The sequence below is a fragment of the Streptomyces pimonensis genome, assembly GCF_041380215.1.
GTDB lineage: Bacteria > Actinomycetota > Actinomycetes > Streptomycetales > Streptomycetaceae > Streptomyces > Streptomyces pimonensis.
The window spans coordinates 40,435-56,909 of the sequence record NZ_JAHWZY010000021.1; the positions used below are offsets into that span (position 1 = coordinate 40,435).

Sequence of the window (16,475 nt, forward strand, 5' to 3'; positions counted from 1 at the left end):
GCCTGGGACCGGCTCAGCACGGGATAAGCGGGATCACCGTGGTGATCGGGTGACCGTACGCCTACGGCGCGGACCGCTCGACGTCCGGCTCGAGCTGCTTGGTGTCCGGCTCGGCCTGCTGCTTGTCGTCGCCGCGCCCGAGGACCTTGCCGACCCGCTCCCCCACGCCCCACGCCGTGACCCGCCACAGCGCCTCGACGAGGATGTCGCGGCTCATCTTGGAGTCGCCGAGTTCACGCTCGACGAAGGTGATGGGAACCTCGACGACGTGGTAGCCGGCCCGCACCGCCCGGCGGGCCAGGTCGACCTGGAAGCAGTACCCCTGGGAGGCCACTTCCTCGAGGCCGAGGCCCTCCAGCGTCTCCCGGCGGAAGGCTCGGAAGCCGCCGGTGATGTCGCGCAGCGGCAGATCGAGCGCCATGCGCGAGTAGAGGCTGCCTCCGCGCGAGATGAACTCACGTGACTTCGGCCAGTTCACCACCCGGCCGCCGGGCACCCAGCGCGAACCGAGCACCAGGTCGGCGCCCTTGAGCGCGGTCAGCAGACGGGGCAGTTCCTCGGGCTGGTGGGAGCCGTCCGCGTCCATCTCGACCAGTACGCCGTAACCGTGCTCCATGCCCCAGCGGAAACCCGCGAGATAGGCCGCGCCCAAGCCCTCCTTGCCCTTGCGGTGCAGCACCTGGACGTGGTCGTCCCCGGCGGCCAGTTCGTCGGCGAGCCTGCCCGTGCCGTCGGGACTGTTGTCGTCGGCCACGAGAACGTGCGCCTCGGGAACGGCCTCGCGCACCCGGCCGACGATCGCCTTGATGTTCTCCGCCTCGTTGTAGGTCGGAATGATCACCAGAGCCGTGCCGAGCGGGCCGAAGTTCCTCCCCTGGGATCCTGCCGCGAGGGTCCCGTCGCCGTCGTTCACTGCTGCCCCTTCATGTCCTGTGCGCAGGATCCCACCATAGTGGGCACAGCCTGCACCGACGTGGCAGGACGTTCATACGGTGGTGTCGTTTACCGAAGATCGGGTAGGAACACACGTTTTGAACGTGTGAAAAGGAGGCAGCGGATGGGGCCCGGCACCCTTCGGGCCGGCCCGGGACCCGCCGGCTGCGGATCGACCTGAAGCCGTTGTCTACTGAGCGCCCGGGCCCCACCCGGGGGTCGCACCCCCGGCCGGCTGGAACGTCCCTCGGTACCGCGCCGCCGCTGAGCCTGGCTCCCAGTGACGGTGCCCCGGTGCGGCACACCGTCCCTGACCCAGCGACACCGACCCGAGTGGCCGGACGTTCCCCGGTCGGGCGTCCGGTGGTGGACCCGGCCGAACCTACCGGCCCCCCGCGGCCGCCTGTCAACAGTCGCTCGACCTGCACGGGGCGGTTCGCATCCCAGGTCAGCGGCGAGGACGCGCAGGTCGCGGGACGAGGGCCCGACGCATGATCGTCACCCTGCCGCCCTCGTAGATCACTCGCCCGGCCGTACGAACACCGTGCGCCCGCCGACCACGGTCCGCAGACAGACCGGCAGGTCACGGCCGGGACCGAGGTCGGGCAGGCCGGGGGTGCCGGAACGGGGATCGGTGGACCAGCGTGCCACCCGGTCGTCGGGAGCCTGGACGACGAGTTCACCGGTGCGCCAGAGGGCGTAGTCGGCGGGCGCGCCGGGCACCAGGACGCCCGCGTCGTCGCGTCCGACCGCCCGCCAGCCGCCCCGCGTGTGCGCGGTGAACGCGGCGCGCACGGAGATGCGGTGCTCCGGTGTGCGGTGGAAGGCGGCGGCCCGGACCGTTCCCCAGGGGTCGAGGGGGGTCACCGGGCTGTCGGAGCCGAAGGCGAGCGGGACGCCGGCGCGCAGCAGCACCGCGAAGGGGTTCAGGGAGCGGGCCCGCTCCGGCCCCAGGCGTCGCGCGTACATGCCGTCCCCGCCGCCCCACAGGGCGTCGAAGGCCGGCTGGACGGAGGCGGTCAGAGCGAGTTCGGCGAAGGCGGCGACGGTCTCGGGGGTGAGCATCTCGGCGTGCTCGACGCGGTGCCGGGCGGCGCGGACGCGGGCGAGGCCGAGTCTGTCGGCGGCGGCCCGCACGCCGTCGACGACGGTGCGCACGGCGGCGTCACCGATGGCGTGGAAGCCGGCCTGGAGGCCGGCCTCGGTGCAGGCGACGACGTGGGCCGCGACGGCGACCGCGTCCAGGTGCGCGGTGCCGGTGTGGCCCGCGTCGGCGTACGGCTCGTGCAGGCACGCGGTGTGCGAGCCGAGGGCACCGTCGACGAACAGGTCGCCCGCGGCGCCGATCGCGCCCAGCTCCTTCGCCTTGGCGACGTCCTGTTCGGCCCAGTAGCCGACGACGCGCGGTCCGCTCCTCTCGGCGGCGAGCCGCAGCAGTCCGGTGAAGTCGGCCTCGGAGGAGATCTCCGGGCCCCCGCACTCGTGGACCGTGCCGATGCCGAGGGAGGCTGCGTGGGCGAGGGCGGCGCGCTGGGCCTCGGTGCGCTGGGCCGGGGTGACGGCGGCCAGGGCGGCGGCGCGGACGGCGTGATGGGCGTCCCCGGTGAGCGGACGGTCCTCACGGGTGACCACGTCCGGGACGAGGTTAAGGAGCGCCGTGGTGACGACCGCGGAGTGGACGTCGATTCTGCTGAGGTAGAGGGGACGGCCACCGGTGGCCTCGTCGAGCTCGGCGCGGGTCGGGGGACGGCCGCCGCGCCAGCGGGCGGCGTCCCAGCCGTGCCCGAGGAGGACCCGGTCGTCCGGGCGGGCGGCGGCGAACTCCCGCACGCGGGCCAGCGCGGCCTCGAGCGAGGGGGCGGTGGACAGGTCGAGGCCGGTGAGGGCGAGACCGGTGGCCGTGGTGTGGACGTGCGCGTCGGTGAACGCGGGGGTGACCAGCGCTCCGTCGAGGTCGACCACCTCGTCGACCCCGTCCGCGAAGGCGTCGGCGGCGCCCTCGGAGCCGACCCAGGCGACCTGGCCGCGCTCGACGACCATCGCGGTCGCGAAGGGGTCGGCGGGGCTGTGGACCTCTCCACGGCGGAGCAGGACGGTGCGGTGCGAGGCGGGGCGTTCACTCATGTCCCACAGTCTCCCGCGTCGCGCGGGCCGCTCCGCACGCAGGGCCGTCTCACCGCGGCCGGGACACCCCGACGGTCCGCCTCCGGGGGCGACGCGTCCCCGCGTGGCCGTCCCCGGTTCCGTCGCCCCTTCCCGCTCCCGGGGCTCCGCCCCGGCACTGCGCCCCTCGAACGCCGGGCGGGCCTGCTTCCGCCGGACGGGCCGGAACGAGCGCGGCGTTCAGACGCGCGGCGGGCGGGCTTCGTACGGGGTGGAGAGGACCACCGTCGTACGGGTGGAGACGCCCGCCAGCGAGCGTACGCGGGCGAGCAGTTCCTCCAGTTCGTGCGGTGTGGACACGCGTACCTTGAGGATGTAGTTCTCGTCGCCCGCGACACTGTGGCAGGCCTCGATCTCGGGGACGTCGGCGAGACGGTCCGCGATGTCGTCGGGGGCGCTGGGGTCGAAGGGTTTGACCGAGATGAAGGCGGTCATGGGCAGGCCGACGGCCGCCGGGTCGACCACCGCGGTATAGCCGCGGATGACGCCACGCTGTTCGAGCCGGCGCACCCGCTGGTGCACGGCCGACGTGGACAGACCCGTGGCCTTGCCCAGGTCTGTGTAGCTCATCCGCCCGTCCTCGACGAGCAGCTGCACGATCTGTCGGTCCAGCTCCTCCATGGCGCAAGAACCTACAGTGCGCTTGACCTCCTCGGACACCTGAGCCGTCCGGGTCATGCCCGGTTCGTGACGCGCCGGGGGCCGCGGCGCGCGGTCCGGGGGGACAAAGGCCCCGCACGGGGCATCCGCACGCGACGTGTGACGAACGCCACACCTTTCGAGCGGCCTCCGTGATGTTCCCGTGATTACCCCGGAGGGGGGACGGGAAGTGCTTGCTGTGGTCGAGGCCGCAGTGCCTTCACGGCCCAGCCCGAGGGGGAGAACCCAATGCAGAGTCTTAAGCGCCCTGGTCGTACCACGTCCAAGCGGCAGCAGCCGGTCGTCGAGCTCGACCCGGAGTATGTCGAACCCGACGCACCGGACGAGGAACTCGACGCCTACGACACCTTCGAGATGTACCGGGTCGTCTGCCCGGACTGCGCGCAGCCCATCGCCCTGCTCGCGGAGGAGGACGTCCTGCCGGAGCACGCGCTGTGCGCCTCGCCGTGGAACCCGTTCGGGCTCACGGTCTGCGCCGGCACCGGCCGCCGGGCCGCCGAGGCACGGCCTGCCGACGAAACCGTCACTCCCCAGGAACAGGACACCGCCCTGCTGTTGAGGCTCCCGCAGGGACTCGACTGGCGCACCCAGCCCTTCTCGCACGTCGGCGGACCGGGCTCGCGTCCGATCCGGGTCCCGGCGATGCGGCGGCACGCCGCCTGAGCGCACGCCGGTACGGGGGCGGCGCGGCCCGCCGCCCTCCCCACGGGGGACGGCCGTGGACGCACGTCCTGTTCCCGGGGCCGGCGCCCCGTCCGGCCGCTCCCGCGTCGCCCGGGCATGACGGCCCCCCACGTACTCGACGACCGTGGGGAACGCCGCGTCTCCGCGCCGCCGCCCGCCGAGGCGGTCGTACCCGCGCCGCCGCGGCCCCCGGATCCGCCGATCCACCGCGATCCCATGCGGGTCCGGGCCGACCGGGGCCGCGCTCCGCCCCGGTGGCAGGGCCCGGAGTGGACCCGGCTCGCCGCACCCTGGCGAGGGTCCGGCCGGCTCAGCGGGTCTCCGGGCCCGCGAGGTGGCGGGCGATGACCATGCGCTGGATCTGATTGGTGCCCTCGACGATCTGCAGGACCTTGGCCTCGCGCATGTAGCGCTCGGCGGGGAAGTCCGCGGTGTAGCCGTAGCCGCCGAGGATCTGCACGGCGTCGGTGGTGACCCGCATCGCCGTGTCGGTGCAGTGCAGTTTGGCCATGGCGGCCTGCTTGGCGAACGGCCGCCCCGCGTCGCGCAGCCGGGCCGCCGCCAGGTACAGCGCGCGCCCCGCCTCGATCTGCGTGGCCATGTCGGCGAGCATGAAGCGCAGTCCCTGGAAGTCGGCGATCGGCTTGCCGAACTGGCGCCGCTCGGCCGCGTAGCCGAGCGCCTCGTCCAGCGCCGCCTGGGCCAGGCCGACCGCGCAGGCGGCGATGCCGAGCCGTCCGCCGTCCAGCGCCGACAGGGCGATCGCGAAGCCCTGCCCCTCCTCGCCGACCCGCCGCGCGTCGGGGACCCGGACGCCGTCGAGGTGGACCTGGGCGGTCGGCGAGCCCTTCATCCCCATCTTCTTCTCCGGCACCGCGGCGCTCAGTCCCTCGGCGTCGCCGGGCACCAGGAACGCGGTGACGCCGCGCGGGCCCTCCTCGCCGGTACGGGCCATGACCGTGTAGAAGTCGGCGATGCCGCCGTGGGTGATCCACGCCTTGGTGCCGTCGATCACCCAGTCGTCCCCGTCGCGCACCGCCTTGGCGCGCAGGGAGGCCGCGTCGGAGCCCGAGGCGGGTTCGGAGAGACAGTAGGCGCCGAGCAGGCCGCCGCCGAGCATCGCGGGCAGGTGCTCGGCCTGCTGCTCCTTGGCGCCGTAGGCCGCGAGCGCGTAGGAGGCCAGAGTGTGCACGCTGACACCGAGGCCGACGGTGAGGCGGGCCGCGGCGAGCTCTTCGAGGACCTGGAGGTAGACCTCGTACGGCTGGTCGCCGCCGCCGTACTCGGAGTCGTAGGGCAGGCCGAGCAAACCGGACTCGGAGAGCAGGGTGAACAGTTCGCGCGGGAAGCGTCCCGCATCCTCCTCCTCGGCCGCCCGCGGGGCGACCTCGCGCTGCGCGATGTCGCGGACGAGCGAGATCAGGTCACGGGCCTCGTCCGTGGGCAGTTGCCGGTCCACCGGCTGCGGGGCGCGGTCGGGCATGGCGACGCTCTCCTCCCTGTTCGGGCACATCGGCGCGCGCCTTGGGTGGGGGGCGGCTCCGCCGGGTCGTATCGATGCCTGGCCGATGCTCGCACTCCCGGGTCTCGGAAGGTGCTGACCAGCGGCTGTGCGCTGCGAGTATGCCCGATCGGCCGCAGCAAGTCACTAGTTAACGATCGCTTACCCAAGGAAGTTCTCGCGCACTCACCGCACGCGAATCCGAACGCAGGGTGATGGGCGGCGCCCGCCCGTGCGGCCCCGCCCCGGATGCCGCCGCCCGGGGCGGGGAGGCGCGCGACGGGACGTGGACGTCAGGCGTCGCGGCGGACGGGCGCCGGGGCCGGGTAGGCGGGGTCCAGCTCCTCGACGGCGCGCACGGCCCCGCCGAGCGTCTTCACCAGCAGCTCGCCCGTGGTCTCGCGGGACAGTTCACCGCGGTCGGTCCAGGCGAGCACGGCGCCCTCCACGTTGCACCCCGGGCCGGCAGCCCCATCCGCGCCACCGGCGCGATGCCCGTACGGCCGTGGGCGCCCTCGGCGACGGTCGCGACGACGGCCTCGCGCCCCCGTCCCGGATCGCGTGCACCTCGGTGTCGAAGCCGTCACCGCCGCTGACGATCGCGCGGTGGGCGGCCTGGCCGTGCCCGGCGTACCGCAGGTAGCTGTCGACGGCGCGGTGCACCCGCTCCACGGGCGGCGGTCCGGCCCCGTCGGCGGCGAAGATGACCGGGCCGGCCACCGGGTCCTCGGTGGTCGCCGGGTAGCAGCCGCGCACGGAGCGGAAGCAGTGGTAGATCAGCCCCCTGGCGACCTGCGCCTGGCGTGCGAGGGCGTCCATCGAGAACGCGTCGTACGACGTGTCCGCGAAGAACCTCCGCCCGACGGCGATGGGTTCGGCGCGGCGCGCGGATGAACGCTCGGTACCGCGGGGCGCACGGCGGACCGCCGGCCGATACCCGATTTCGACCCGGATCTTCTCCGGCCCAGGCCCTCCCGCGGGCGGTGGGAGGTCCCGCCGCCGCATGTCAGGCCGTCCGGAAGGTTCGGAACGAGGCCCTCGCGACCTCGGGTCACAGCAGTCCCAGTTGGGTCACGAGCATCGCGAGGACCACGACGAGGGACCACCCCATGGCGTGTTCGACGATCTTCGGGCCGTCCTCCCGGGGTCCGCCGGTGCGGGCGCGGATGACGGTGGCTGCGTGCGCGGTCATGGCTTCTCACTGGTTTCTCTGCGGTGCGGTGAATCCCTCTGCGACTGACGTCCACTTTGCCACCGTGAACGGTTCTCGCGGCCGAGAGGTCGGTCACACACGGCCGGAGGGCCCCGGGCGTCCGGGCCCCCGGCCGGGCCGGCTCAGCGCACGCCCACCGCCGCGAGCGCCTCGCGCTGCCGCGGGGTCGGCCGGGCCGGGAAGTAGAGGTAGCAGACCCCTCCGGTGCCGGACGCCACCTTCCCGGAGGCGTTGTACCGCTTGGTCCGCAGCCAGATGTTCTCCCACTCGCGCCGCCGGTAGACACGGCGCACGGCGTCGTTGTCGTCCGAGGCGGGGTCGTTGGCGATCACGTCGCCGTCGGCGGTGAAGCCGGTCACCGCCATCAGATGTCCGGAGGTGCCGTACCCCGCCCCGGTCAGCTCCTCCTCCAGGAACGACTGCGAGGTGACGGCCGGGATGCCCGCGGCGACCAGCGTCTCCAGGTCGGCGAGGGAGCCGAGGCGGGTGACCACGCCCTGGAGGCCCTCGAAGGTGGCCGCGTAGGCGGCGTTGAAGGGCCAGTTGCCGCAGCCCTCGTACTGGTGGTCGAACGTGTGACGGGCCGCGTGGCAGACCTGCGGGTCGGCGTAGGACGGGTCGACCCAGGACAGCTGTTCCTCGGTGAGCCGTCCGCCCCAGTACTCGATGATCATCTGCGAGGAGGTGGGGCTGCACCAGGCCTCGCCGCCGTTGTCGTACTCCGGGTACCGGCCCCTGTGGATCTCCTGCGAGTAACGCGGGACGATCAGCTCCTTGGCGAGGCGGGGCTTCGAGGCGGGAACGGTGAACCGGTCGGGGACGTCGGATCCCATCACCCCGAGCCGCCACACGGTCGGGGTGAGCCGGGTGCCGGGGCGCCGGCAGAGGGTCAGTCGCAGCCGGTACGAGGCGACGCGCAGGCCCGAGGCCACGTCGTCCACGGAGAGGGTGTCCGTCCAGACGGTGCTCCTCCCGTCGCTCTGGTCGTCCACCGAGGTGCGCCGGATGTCCTGGTCCCCGGCGGCCCAGCACCCCATGACGTACCAGGGGGTGTCCGTACCGTCGGAGTACGTGCCCTTCAGCTCGATCCTGAGCCAGGTGCCCTCGGGGGTGTGCGCGTTCCAGGAGGCGATCGCCTCCGTCGCCGGGACCCTGGGACGGTGCACGGGCGAGGTCCAGGTCGCGTACTCCCAGGCGGCCGTGCGGCCGGTGTGCGGATCGGTGTACTCCGTGACACCGGCGGGCCCCGCGATCACGATGCCGGGGCGGGCGCCGGCGACGGGGCGGGTCCCGTCGCCGGCGCCGCCGAGCCAGTCGGTGTACGAGACCCAGGCCCGGTTGTCGACGGGGCGGACGGCAGCCCGGTGGGGGTCGGTGGCGCGCCCGGCCGGGATGCCGGCCGTCGGGGCGCCGGCGGACGCCGGGCCCGCGCTCCCGGCGACGGCGGCGACGACCGCCGCGGCCAGGAGAGATCGGCGGGAGGGAAGTTCGGCTCTGCTCATGGGTGGAGGACCCCCGGGTGTCGGAGTCGGGACAGGACCAAAGCACGGTCGGCCGGGCGGTGGGCGTCCGCCGGACGGAGCGGGTGTGCGCCAACTATGAACGCAGCCGGGCGGATCCCGCCAGCACCCCGGCCGTGCCGCGCCCGGCCGACATCCGACCAGCGGCGGGGCCCGGGCGGGTCCGTACGACCCGGGGTCCGGGGGCTTGCTCATCAGTCGTCCGGGGCTCGCCGCCCGTCGAGGCCCCTCCGTCCGGGGCTCGCCCGTCGAAGGGCCTAGAGTGCTCCGGTAAGCCCTCCTCCCCCGGGAACCAGCCATTCACGATCTCGCCTCCCGCATCCGCCGGCTCGCCCCCTCGTGCGGCCCGGTCCGACTCGTCGGCGTCGACGGGCACGCCGGCTCGGGGAAGTCGACGTTCGCCGCACGGCTGGCCTCGGCGCTGGACGGCGCTCCGGTGCTGCGGCTTGACGACATCGCCGACCACACCGAACTGTTCGACTGGACCGGACGGCTGCTGAGCCAGGTGATCGAGCCGCTCGGCCGCGGCGAGACCGCGCACTACTCCCCCTACGACTGGCGGTCCCGCCGCTTCGGGCCGCCCCGCCCACTGCCACCCGCCCCCGTGATCGTCGTGGAGGGCGTCGGCGCGGGACGCCGCGCCCTGCGCCCGTACCTGGCGCTGCTGCTGTGGATGGACCTCCCCCGGGAGGAGTCCTGGTCGCGCGGACGGGCCCGCGACGGGGCGGAGCAGCGGGAGTTCTGGGACGGCTGGGTGCGCGCGGAGCGCGAGCACTTCGCCGACGACCCCTCACGCCCCTTCGCCGGACTTCTGGTGCGCCAGCGCCCGAAGGGGTACGAACTGCTTCCCGGGCCTTCCCCGACGGCTGGACCACCCTCTCCGCTCACGCACGGTGACGATCCGCCTGCATCGTGGTGAACCTGTGAAGAGTGGTCCCGGACAAGTCGCCGGAGTGCCCCAACTCGGCTTGACCGGGGTCCCGTACAGGTCTTACGTTCTCAATGTGCGGCCCTTCGGAGCCGTCGGCAGACGCGAAGCCCCCGGTTGTTCCCCCGTGACCGGGGGCTTCGTTCTGCCCTCTTCACGCTTTCGGACGCCCAGCGGCATATGACGATCACCCTGGGTCACCACAGGCGGTCCGTGCTCCCCCTCCCGCCCCGCCCCTCGGCGCGTACGGCACCCTGCGGACGTGACGCCGTCGCAGGTACGATGCTTTCGGTGCGACCTACGGAAGCTGCTTCGCGCACCTTGCAACTCCGGTCCGCGGCACAGCGGTTCGACCAACGGGAGCCGACGGGCGAGGGCCGGCCGGCACACCGACGGGGGCACGGCCTGTGGGGGACGTGATGGACTTCGGCACGCAGGGCCCGCAAGGCCCGCAGGCCCCGGCCGACCTCGCCTGGCTGCGAGGCGTGGACGCCTACACGATGGGCGCCTATCCGCAGGCGGAGGAGGAGTTCCGGGCCGCGGTGCGGATCGACCCGGGGATGGCCGACGGCTGGCTGGGGCTGCACGCACTGCGCGTCGACACGACGACCGCGCTGCTCAGGATGTTCCGGCACCGGGAGCGTTTCGGCGAACAGCGCGCCCGGCACCACCGCCCCCTGAACTCCTGGTACTGGTTGGGCTGGTGGGTACAGCCGGTGCTGGAGAGCCCCCGCGACCTGCTGCTGGCGCACGCCTCCCACTGGCTGGACGGGCGTCACGTCCCCGAGCTGGACCGGGCGCTCGCCGGACTGCCCCCGGTGGACACCGATCCGCAGGTCCGTTTCCTGCACGCCTGCCGCGCCTACCTGGTCAAGGACTGGGAGCAGTTGGTCCGGCACACCGACTCCCTCGTCGAGGACCCGATCCTGGGCATCGAGGCCGGCCTGTTCGGCGGCATGGCGCGGGTGCGTCTGGAGATGTACGGGCAGGCCGAACCCCTGCTGTCGACGGCGCTGATGCGATGCCGCAGCGAACAGCCGCAGCGCAAGGAGCTGCGCTACTGGCTGGCCCGCGCCCACGAGGGGACCGGCCGCAGCGCCGCAGCGCTCCCCCTGTACCGGGCCGTGCACCGGGTCGATCCGGCCTTCATGGACACCTCCGCCCGGCTCACCGCGATCTCCGAGGGCGACGGGTACGAGGACTCCGCCGATCTCGCCGCGATCACGCTCACCGGGGCCGGGCAGGACGGCGTGGACGGCCCCGACACACTCGATCCCCTGTTCGGCACCGAGGGGCGCGACCTGCGGCTGTCCGCGCCCGAGCCCGTACCGGGGCCCATGCCTCCGGTCACCGCTCCGGGTGTGCGGGAGCGGGCGGGCGCCAGGACGCCAGCGCCGCCCGCCGGGCCCACGGACCCCGCGTTACTGGAGGAGGCGCTGGCCGAACTGGAGCGCATGGTGGGCCTGGAGCCGGTGAAACGGCAGGTCAAGGCGTTGTCGGCGCAGCTGAACATGGCGCGGCTGCGGGCCGGGCAGGGTCTTCCGGTACAGCCGCCGAAACGCCACTTCGTCTTCTCCGGCCCCTCCGGAACCGGCAAGACCACGGTGGCCCGCATCCTCGGCCGTGTGTTCTACGCCCTCGGACTGCTCGGTGGCGACCATCTGGTGGAGGCCCAGCGGGCGGATCTGGTCGGTGAGTACCTGGGGCAGACCGCGGTGAAGGCCAACGAGCTGATCGATTCCGCGCTGGGCGGGGTGCTGTTCGTGGACGAGGCGTACGCGCTGTCCAACTCCGGGTACGGCAAGGGGGACGCGTACGGGGACGAGGCGCTTCAGGTGCTGCTGAAGCGGGCGGAGGACAATCGGGATCACCTGGTGGTGATCCTCGCCGGGTATCCGGAGGGGATGGACCGGCTGCTGGCCGCGAATCCGGGACTGTCGTCGCGGTTCACCACGCGGGTGGACTTTCCCTCGTACCGGCCGCTGGAGCTGACCGCGATCGGTGAGGTGCTGGCCGGTGAGAACGGTGACGTGTGGGACGAGGAGGCGTTGGAGGAGCTGCGGTCGATCGCCGGGCACGTGGTGGACCAGGGGTGGATCGACGAGCTGGGGAACGGGCGGTTCCTGCGGACGCTGTACGAGAAGAGCTGTGCGTATCGGGATCTGCGGTTGTCCGTGTATCCCGGGGCGTTGACCCGGGACGACCTGGCCACTCTGCGGCTGCCGGATCTGATGCAGGCGTACGGGGAGGTGCTGTCGGGGCGGAGGCCGACGGACCCGTCGCCGATGTGAGCGCCGGCGACGGGGCGGCTCGGGGGCCGGTCGGATCGCCCGCGCTTGCGGGGTGCCTCCCCCACTTCCGGCTTCGCCCGATCGGGACCCCCTCGCCCGCCCGTGCCGTCCTGGGGCACCTCCCACGCCCTTGAAGGCACTGGGGGAGGCGGATCGCCCGCAGCTGCGGCGGCTACGTCGCCAGTGCCTCCTTTGGGGTTCCGCTCGCCCGCCGGGGTGTGACCGTCACCTCTCGGTGGGCCGGGTCCCGGACCTCGCCCACCAGGAGTTCCAGTACGTCCTCCAGGGCGACCAGACCCAGTACCCTGCCGGAGGCGTCGGAGACCTGGGCCAGGTGGGTCGCGGCACGGCGCATCACCGTGAGGGCGTCGTCCAGGGGGAGTTCGGGACGGAGGGTCGTCATCGGGCGCCAGAGGTGCTGCGGGACGGTCCGGTCGGAGTCCTCCAGGTCCAGTACGTCCTTGACGTGCAGGTAGCCCATGAAGGCACCGTCGTCCACGGCCACCGGGAACCGGGAGTACCCGGTGCGGGCGGTGAGTTCCACGATCTGTCCCGGGGTGACCGCGGGCACGACCGTCACCAGCGAATCGCGGTCCAGCAGGACGTCCGTCACCGGGCGGGAGCCCAGTTCCAGCGCGTCCTCCAGGCGCTCGGCCTCCTCGGGATCGAGAAGACCCGCCTGGCCGGAGTCCTCCACCAGCCGGTTGAGCTGTTCGCTGGTGAAGACGGCCTCCACCTCGTCCTTCGGTTCGACGCGGAACAGCCTCAGGACGGCCCGGGCGCAGGCGCCGAGCGCGATCGTGACCGGCTTGCACAGACGGGCGAACCAGACCAGGCCGGGGCTCAGCCACAGTGCGGCCCTCTCGGGGGCCGCCATGGCCAGGTTCTTCGGGACCATCTCGCCGATGACGAGGTGGAAGAAGACCACCGCGGCGAGCGCGATGACGTAGCCGAGCGGGTGGATCACGCCGTGCGGCAGGTGCATCCACTCGAAGACCGGCTCCAGCAGACGGGCGACCGTCGGTTCGGCGACCGCGCCCAGGGTCAGCGAGCAGACGGTGATGCCGAACTGGGCCGCCGCCATCATCTGCGGCAGATGCTCCAGGCCGTACAGCACCTGGCGGGCGCGGGCCGTGCCGAGCGGTTCGACCTGGCTGCGGCGGACCGAGACCAGGGCGAACTCGGCGCCGACGAAGAAGCCGTTGGCGAGCACGAGCAGCGCGGCGAAGAGGAGTTGCAGCACGCTCATCCGGCCACCTCCACCAGGGGCAGCGGGGCCGTTCTGACCAGGCGGACGCGTTCGGCGCGGTAGTGGCCGACCCGGCGCACCGACAGCCGCCAGCCGGGCAGTTCCGCGTGGTCGCCGACGGCCGGGATCCGGCCGAGCAGATCGGCGATCAGGCCGGCCACCGTCTCGTACGGCCCCTCGGGCGCCTCCAGGCCTATGCGCAGCAGGATGTCGATCCGGACGCCGCCGTCGACGTCCCAGGCGGGGTTGCCGTCCTGGGGCGGGGCGGGGGCGAGTTCGGGGACGTCCTGTCCGTCGTGCTCGTCGCGCACCTCGCCGACGATCTCCTCGACGATGTCCTCCAGCGTGACGACGCCGGCCGTGCCGCCGTACTCGTCGACGACGACCGCGATGGGCTGCTCACTGCGCAGCCGCGTGAGCAGCGGCCGTACGGGCAGGGTCTCGGGGACGAGCAGCGCCGGGCGGGCGATGCGGCCCACGGGGGCGCGCAGCCGGTCGTGCACGGACACCGCGAGGGCGTCCTTGAGGTGCACCATGCCGACGATCTCGTCGATCCGCTCCCGGTAGACGGGGAAGCGGGACAGGCCGGTGGCCCGGGTCAGGTTGACCACGTCCTCGGCGGTCGCCGAGGACTGCAGGGCGTTGACCCTCACGCGCGGCGTCATGACGTGCTGTGCGGTCAGTCCGCCCAGGGACAGGGTGCGGACGAAGAGGTCCGCCGTGTCCTGTTCCAGTGTGCCCGCCCGGGCGGAGTGCCGGGCCAGGAAGACGAGTTCGCCGGGGGTACGGGCGGAGGCCAGCTCCTCGGCGGGCTCGATGCCCAGGGCCCGCACCAGGCGGTTGGCCACGGCGTTCAGCCCGGCGATGACCGGGCGGAGGAGCCGCGCGAACGCGTGCTGCGGGCCGGCCACGAAGCGTGCCACCTGCAGGGGGCGGGACACCGCCCAGTTCTTCGGGACGAGTTCGCCGATCACCATCTGCACCGCGGAGGCCAGCAGCATGCCGATGACGACGGAGACACCGGGGACCGCGCCCTCGGGGACGCCGATGCCGGTGAGGGGGCCGCGCAGCAGCCCGGCGAGCGCCGGTTCGGCCAGCATGCCGACGACGAGGGAGGTGATGGTGATGCCGAGCTGGGTCCCGGACAGCTGGAAGGAGAGCTCCCCGAGCGACTCGACGACCCGGCGGGCGCGCCGGTCGCCGCCCGCGGCGGCCCGTTCGGCGTCCGGTCGCTCGACGGTGACCAGCCCGAACTCGGCGGCCACGAAGAATCCGTTGGCCAGGATCAGCAGGAAAGCGGCTGCGAGAAGCAGCAAGGAGGTGGTCATGATGCCGCCGCCTCCGCATGCGCGCGGGCTCCGTGGAGCGGGTCCGCGCTGTGTCGGCAGGGGGCGGCGCAGGTACTGCAGGACGATCCGTCCATCGCCGGAGAGGGTCACTCCTCGGGTAGCTGGAGCCCCTGTGCACCGGGCGGGGCGGCAGGGGCGGAGGCGCGGTCGCCGCGCCTCCGCCACCCAGATTAATCAAGACACGGGCGGCTGCGGCAGGTGGACGTCCCCGGCGCTTCCCGGAGCCGGGCCCCGAACCGCCCCCTCCGGAGGGACGGCCCCGGGTCAGCTCCGGGGCGCCTCGGGTCCGGCGGTGGAACGGGCCTCGGTGAGCGCCCGAAGGGCCCGTGCGTCGGCGACGGCCCGCTGTCTGGCGATGCCCGGCTGGATGCCGAGCGCGGGCAGGCTGGTGCCGTCGCTGAGGCCGAGGAAGACCCAGGGATCACCGGGACGGAGGTTCACCTGAAGGATCTCCGCCCATTCCAGGCGGCGCCGGCTCATGATGTTGACGACGGTGACGCCCGCCTCGTCGGCGACGACCTTCGGCCGGGCCAGCAGGAACAGCACGCCGGCCAGCAGCGCGGCGGTGAACACGAAGCTGAGCCGCTCCCCCGGACCGAGCTGGTCCAGCAACAGCGCGATCAGGGTGATGACCGCGAAGAGCGCGACGCCGGCTGTGAGCAGCACCACACGGGTGCGGCCCGGGCGGAAGGTGACGGGCAGTTCGGGCAGCTGGTCCGCGGTTGCGTCCGACATGGTGGTGCTCCGGGCCCCGGTCAGAGGCGGCAGGCGTGGATGGCCGTGGTGAGGATGGCGCGGGCGCCGATGTCGTACAGGTCGTCCATGATCCGCTGTGCCTCCTTGGACGGGACCATCGCACGGACGGCGACCCAGCCCTCGTTGTGCAGCGGGGACACGGTGGGGGACTCCAGTCCCGGGGTGAGGGCGACGGCCTTCTCGAGCTGTTCGACGCGGCAATCGTAGTCCATCATCACGTACGTCCGGGCGACCAGGACGCCCTGGAGGCGACGCAGGAACTGCCGCACCTTGGGCTCCTCGCCGTCCGCGCCGGTGGTGGGGGTCCCCCCGGGCGAGTGCGTTCGAGCCCGGGGGAGGATGACGACGGCCTCGGAGTTCATGATCGGCTCGCCGACGACGTCCAGTCCGGCGTTGCGCAGTGAGGTGCCCGTCTCGACGACGTCCGCGATGACCTGGGCGACACCGAGCTGGATGGCGGTCTCGACGGCGCCGTCGAGGTGGACGACGGAGGCGTCGATGCCGTGGCCGGCGAGGTGCCCCGCGACGATGCCCTCGTAGGAGGTGGCGATCGTCTTGCCCTTCAGGTCCGCCAGGCCGCCGACGGTGCCCGGCTTGGCGGCGTAGTGGAAGGTGGAGCGGGCGAAGCCGAGGGGGAGGATCTCCTCGGCGTCGGCGCCGGAGTCGATCAGCAGGTCGCGGCCGGTGATGCCGATGTCGAGCTGCCCGGAGGCGACGTAGATGGCGATGTCGCGGGGGCGGAGGTAGAAGAACTCGACCTCGTTCGTCGGGTCGACGGTCCGCAGTTCCTTGGACTCGCGGCGCTGCCGGTAGCCGGCCTCATGCAGCATCTCCGCCGCAGGGCCGGACAGGGAACCCTTGTTGGGGACGGCGATGCGCAGCATGAGGTCGGCTTCCTTCGTGTGGAGGGGTGTGTCGCGAACGTGAGGGTTCACAGGTGGGCGTAGACGTCGTCGAGGGAGATGCCGCGGGCGACCATCATCACCTGAACGTGGTACAGCAGCTGCGAGATCTCCTCGGCGGCCGCCTCCTTGCCCTCGTACTCGGCGGCCATCCAGACTTCGGCGGCCTCCTCGACGACCTTCTTGCCGATGGCATGGACGCCCTTGTCGACCAGCTCGGCGGTGCGGGAGGTGGCGGGATCGCCGTGGGCTGCCTTGTGCTGGAGCTCGGTGAAGAGCTCCTCGAACGTCTTCTTGGACATGGTGGTCCTTACCCTACGCGGTGA

General features: G+C 73.0%; 14 protein-coding genes and 1 pseudogene. 3 read left to right on the forward strand and 12 right to left on the reverse strand.

Features of this window, described 5'->3' with window-relative positions; translation table 11 throughout:
• Positions 1 to 61 precede the first annotated feature (61 nt).
• The 3 genes from KYY02_RS21220 to KYY02_RS21230 form a co-directional block, all read right to left on the reverse strand.
• A complete protein-coding gene (locus tag KYY02_RS21220) occupies positions 62 to 913 on the reverse strand; it encodes a polyprenol monophosphomannose synthase (RefSeq protein WP_371240182.1) in 852 nt (283 codons plus the stop codon).
• A 539-nt stretch (positions 914 to 1,452) separates the two neighbouring features.
• Complete coding sequence (locus tag KYY02_RS21225; protein WP_371240184.1) at positions 1,453 to 3,057, reverse strand: amidohydrolase; 1,605 nt, start codon at positions 3,055 to 3,057, stop codon at positions 1,453 to 1,455.
• A 219-nt stretch (positions 3,058 to 3,276) separates the two neighbouring features.
• Positions 3,277 to 3,717: an Lrp/AsnC family transcriptional regulator gene (locus KYY02_RS21230; RefSeq protein WP_371240186.1), complete on the reverse strand. Its 441-nt coding sequence runs from the start codon at positions 3,715 to 3,717 to the stop codon at positions 3,277 to 3,279.
• A gap of 267 nt (positions 3,718 to 3,984) precedes the next feature.
• Here KYY02_RS21230 and KYY02_RS21235 point away from each other — a divergent pair, with 267 nt between their 5' ends.
• A complete protein-coding gene (locus KYY02_RS21235; protein ID WP_371240188.1) occupies positions 3,985 to 4,419 on the forward strand; it encodes a hypothetical protein in 435 nt (144 codons plus the stop codon).
• 331 nt (positions 4,420 to 4,750) lie between these two features.
• Here the strand turns inward: KYY02_RS21235 and KYY02_RS21240 are convergent, their stop codons facing one another.
• The 4 genes and pseudogenes from KYY02_RS21240 to KYY02_RS21255 all read right to left on the reverse strand — a co-directional run bounded on the left by KYY02_RS21240 (position 4,751) and on the right by KYY02_RS21255 (position 8,656).
• Positions 4,751 to 5,923, reverse strand: coding sequence for an acyl-CoA dehydrogenase family protein (locus KYY02_RS21240; RefSeq protein ID WP_371240190.1), 1,173 nt, complete (start codon positions 5,921 to 5,923; stop codon positions 4,751 to 4,753).
• Between the two features lie 311 nt (positions 5,924 to 6,234).
• Positions 6,235 to 6,946 (reverse strand): annotated as a pseudogene (locus KYY02_RS21245) (TetR/AcrR family transcriptional regulator).
• Between the two features lie 46 nt (positions 6,947 to 6,992).
• On the reverse strand, positions 6,993 to 7,133 hold the full coding sequence (locus tag KYY02_RS21250; protein WP_371240192.1) for an SCO1431 family membrane protein: 141 nt from the start codon (positions 7,131 to 7,133) through the stop codon (positions 6,993 to 6,995).
• Positions 7,134 to 7,276: 143 nt separating this feature from the next.
• On the reverse strand, positions 7,277 to 8,656 hold the full coding sequence (locus KYY02_RS21255) for a C39 family peptidase (RefSeq protein WP_371240194.1): 1,380 nt from the start codon (positions 8,654 to 8,656) through the stop codon (positions 7,277 to 7,279).
• Positions 8,657 to 8,972: 316 nt separating this feature from the next.
• On the opposite strand from KYY02_RS21255, the gene KYY02_RS21260 reads away from it, so the two are divergent.
• Together KYY02_RS21260 and KYY02_RS21265 are read left to right on the forward strand one after the other, a co-directional pair.
• Complete coding sequence (locus tag KYY02_RS21260) at positions 8,973 to 9,593, forward strand: uridine kinase family protein (protein ID WP_371240266.1); 621 nt, start codon at positions 8,973 to 8,975, stop codon at positions 9,591 to 9,593.
• A 428-nt stretch (positions 9,594 to 10,021) separates the two neighbouring features.
• A complete protein-coding gene (locus KYY02_RS21265) occupies positions 10,022 to 11,893 on the forward strand; it encodes an AAA family ATPase (protein WP_371240196.1) in 1,872 nt (623 codons plus the stop codon).
• 172 nt (positions 11,894 to 12,065) lie between these two features.
• On the opposite strand, the gene KYY02_RS21270 is transcribed toward KYY02_RS21265, so the two are convergent.
• The 5 genes from KYY02_RS21270 to KYY02_RS21290 all read right to left on the reverse strand — a co-directional run bounded on the left by KYY02_RS21270 (position 12,066) and on the right by KYY02_RS21290 (position 16,451).
• Positions 12,066 to 13,142 carry a hemolysin family protein gene (locus tag KYY02_RS21270; RefSeq protein WP_371240198.1) on the reverse strand — a complete coding sequence of 359 codons (1,077 nt, stop codon included), beginning with the start codon at positions 13,140 to 13,142 and terminating at the stop codon, positions 12,066 to 12,068.
• A complete protein-coding gene (locus KYY02_RS21275; RefSeq protein WP_371240200.1) occupies positions 13,139 to 14,470 on the reverse strand; it encodes a hemolysin family protein in 1,332 nt (443 codons plus the stop codon). The genes KYY02_RS21270 and KYY02_RS21275 overlap by 4 nt, the downstream gene beginning before the upstream one ends.
• A gap of 285 nt (positions 14,471 to 14,755) precedes the next feature.
• Positions 14,756 to 15,226 (reverse strand): PH domain-containing protein, encoded by a 471-nt coding sequence (locus KYY02_RS21280; RefSeq protein WP_371240202.1) that lies wholly within the window; start codon positions 15,224 to 15,226, stop codon positions 14,756 to 14,758.
• Positions 15,227 to 15,246: 20 nt separating this feature from the next.
• Complete coding sequence (gene hisG, locus KYY02_RS21285; RefSeq protein WP_371240204.1) at positions 15,247 to 16,131, reverse strand: ATP phosphoribosyltransferase; 885 nt, start codon at positions 16,129 to 16,131, stop codon at positions 15,247 to 15,249.
• Positions 16,132 to 16,178: 47 nt separating this feature from the next.
• A complete protein-coding gene (locus KYY02_RS21290; RefSeq protein WP_004990764.1) occupies positions 16,179 to 16,451 on the reverse strand; it encodes a phosphoribosyl-ATP diphosphatase in 273 nt (90 codons plus the stop codon).
• Positions 16,452 to 16,475 lie beyond the last annotated feature (24 nt).

Coding starts and splice junctions, on each gene's coding strand:
- KYY02_RS21225 (WP_371240184.1), bottom strand. CDS start 3,057: ATGAGTGAACGCCCCGCCTCGCACCGCACCGTCCTGCTCCGCCGTGGA.
- KYY02_RS21230 (WP_371240186.1), bottom strand. CDS start 3,717: ATGGAGGAGCTGGACCGACAGATCGTGCAGCTGCTCGTCGAGGACGGG.
- KYY02_RS21235 (WP_371240188.1), top strand. CDS start 3,985: ATGCAGAGTCTTAAGCGCCCTGGTCGTACCACGTCCAAGCGGCAGCAG.
- KYY02_RS21240 (WP_371240190.1), bottom strand. CDS start 5,923: ATGCCCGACCGCGCCCCGCAGCCGGTGGACCGGCAACTGCCCACGGAC.
- KYY02_RS21250 (WP_371240192.1), bottom strand. CDS start 7,133: ATGACCGCGCACGCAGCCACCGTCATCCGCGCCCGCACCGGCGGACCC.
- KYY02_RS21255 (WP_371240194.1), bottom strand. CDS start 8,656: ATGAGCAGAGCCGAACTTCCCTCCCGCCGATCTCTCCTGGCCGCGGCG.
- KYY02_RS21265 (WP_371240196.1), top strand. CDS start 10,022: ATGGACTTCGGCACGCAGGGCCCGCAAGGCCCGCAGGCCCCGGCCGAC.
- KYY02_RS21270 (WP_371240198.1), bottom strand. CDS start 13,142: ATGAGCGTGCTGCAACTCCTCTTCGCCGCGCTGCTCGTGCTCGCCAAC.
- KYY02_RS21275 (WP_371240200.1), bottom strand. CDS start 14,470: ATGACCACCTCCTTGCTGCTTCTCGCAGCCGCTTTCCTGCTGATCCTG.
- KYY02_RS21280 (WP_371240202.1), bottom strand. CDS start 15,226: ATGTCGGACGCAACCGCGGACCAGCTGCCCGAACTGCCCGTCACCTTC.
- hisG (WP_371240204.1), bottom strand. CDS start 16,131: ATGCTGCGCATCGCCGTCCCCAACAAGGGTTCCCTGTCCGGCCCTGCG.
- KYY02_RS21290 (WP_004990764.1), bottom strand. CDS start 16,451: ATGTCCAAGAAGACGTTCGAGGAGCTCTTCACCGAGCTCCAGCACAAG.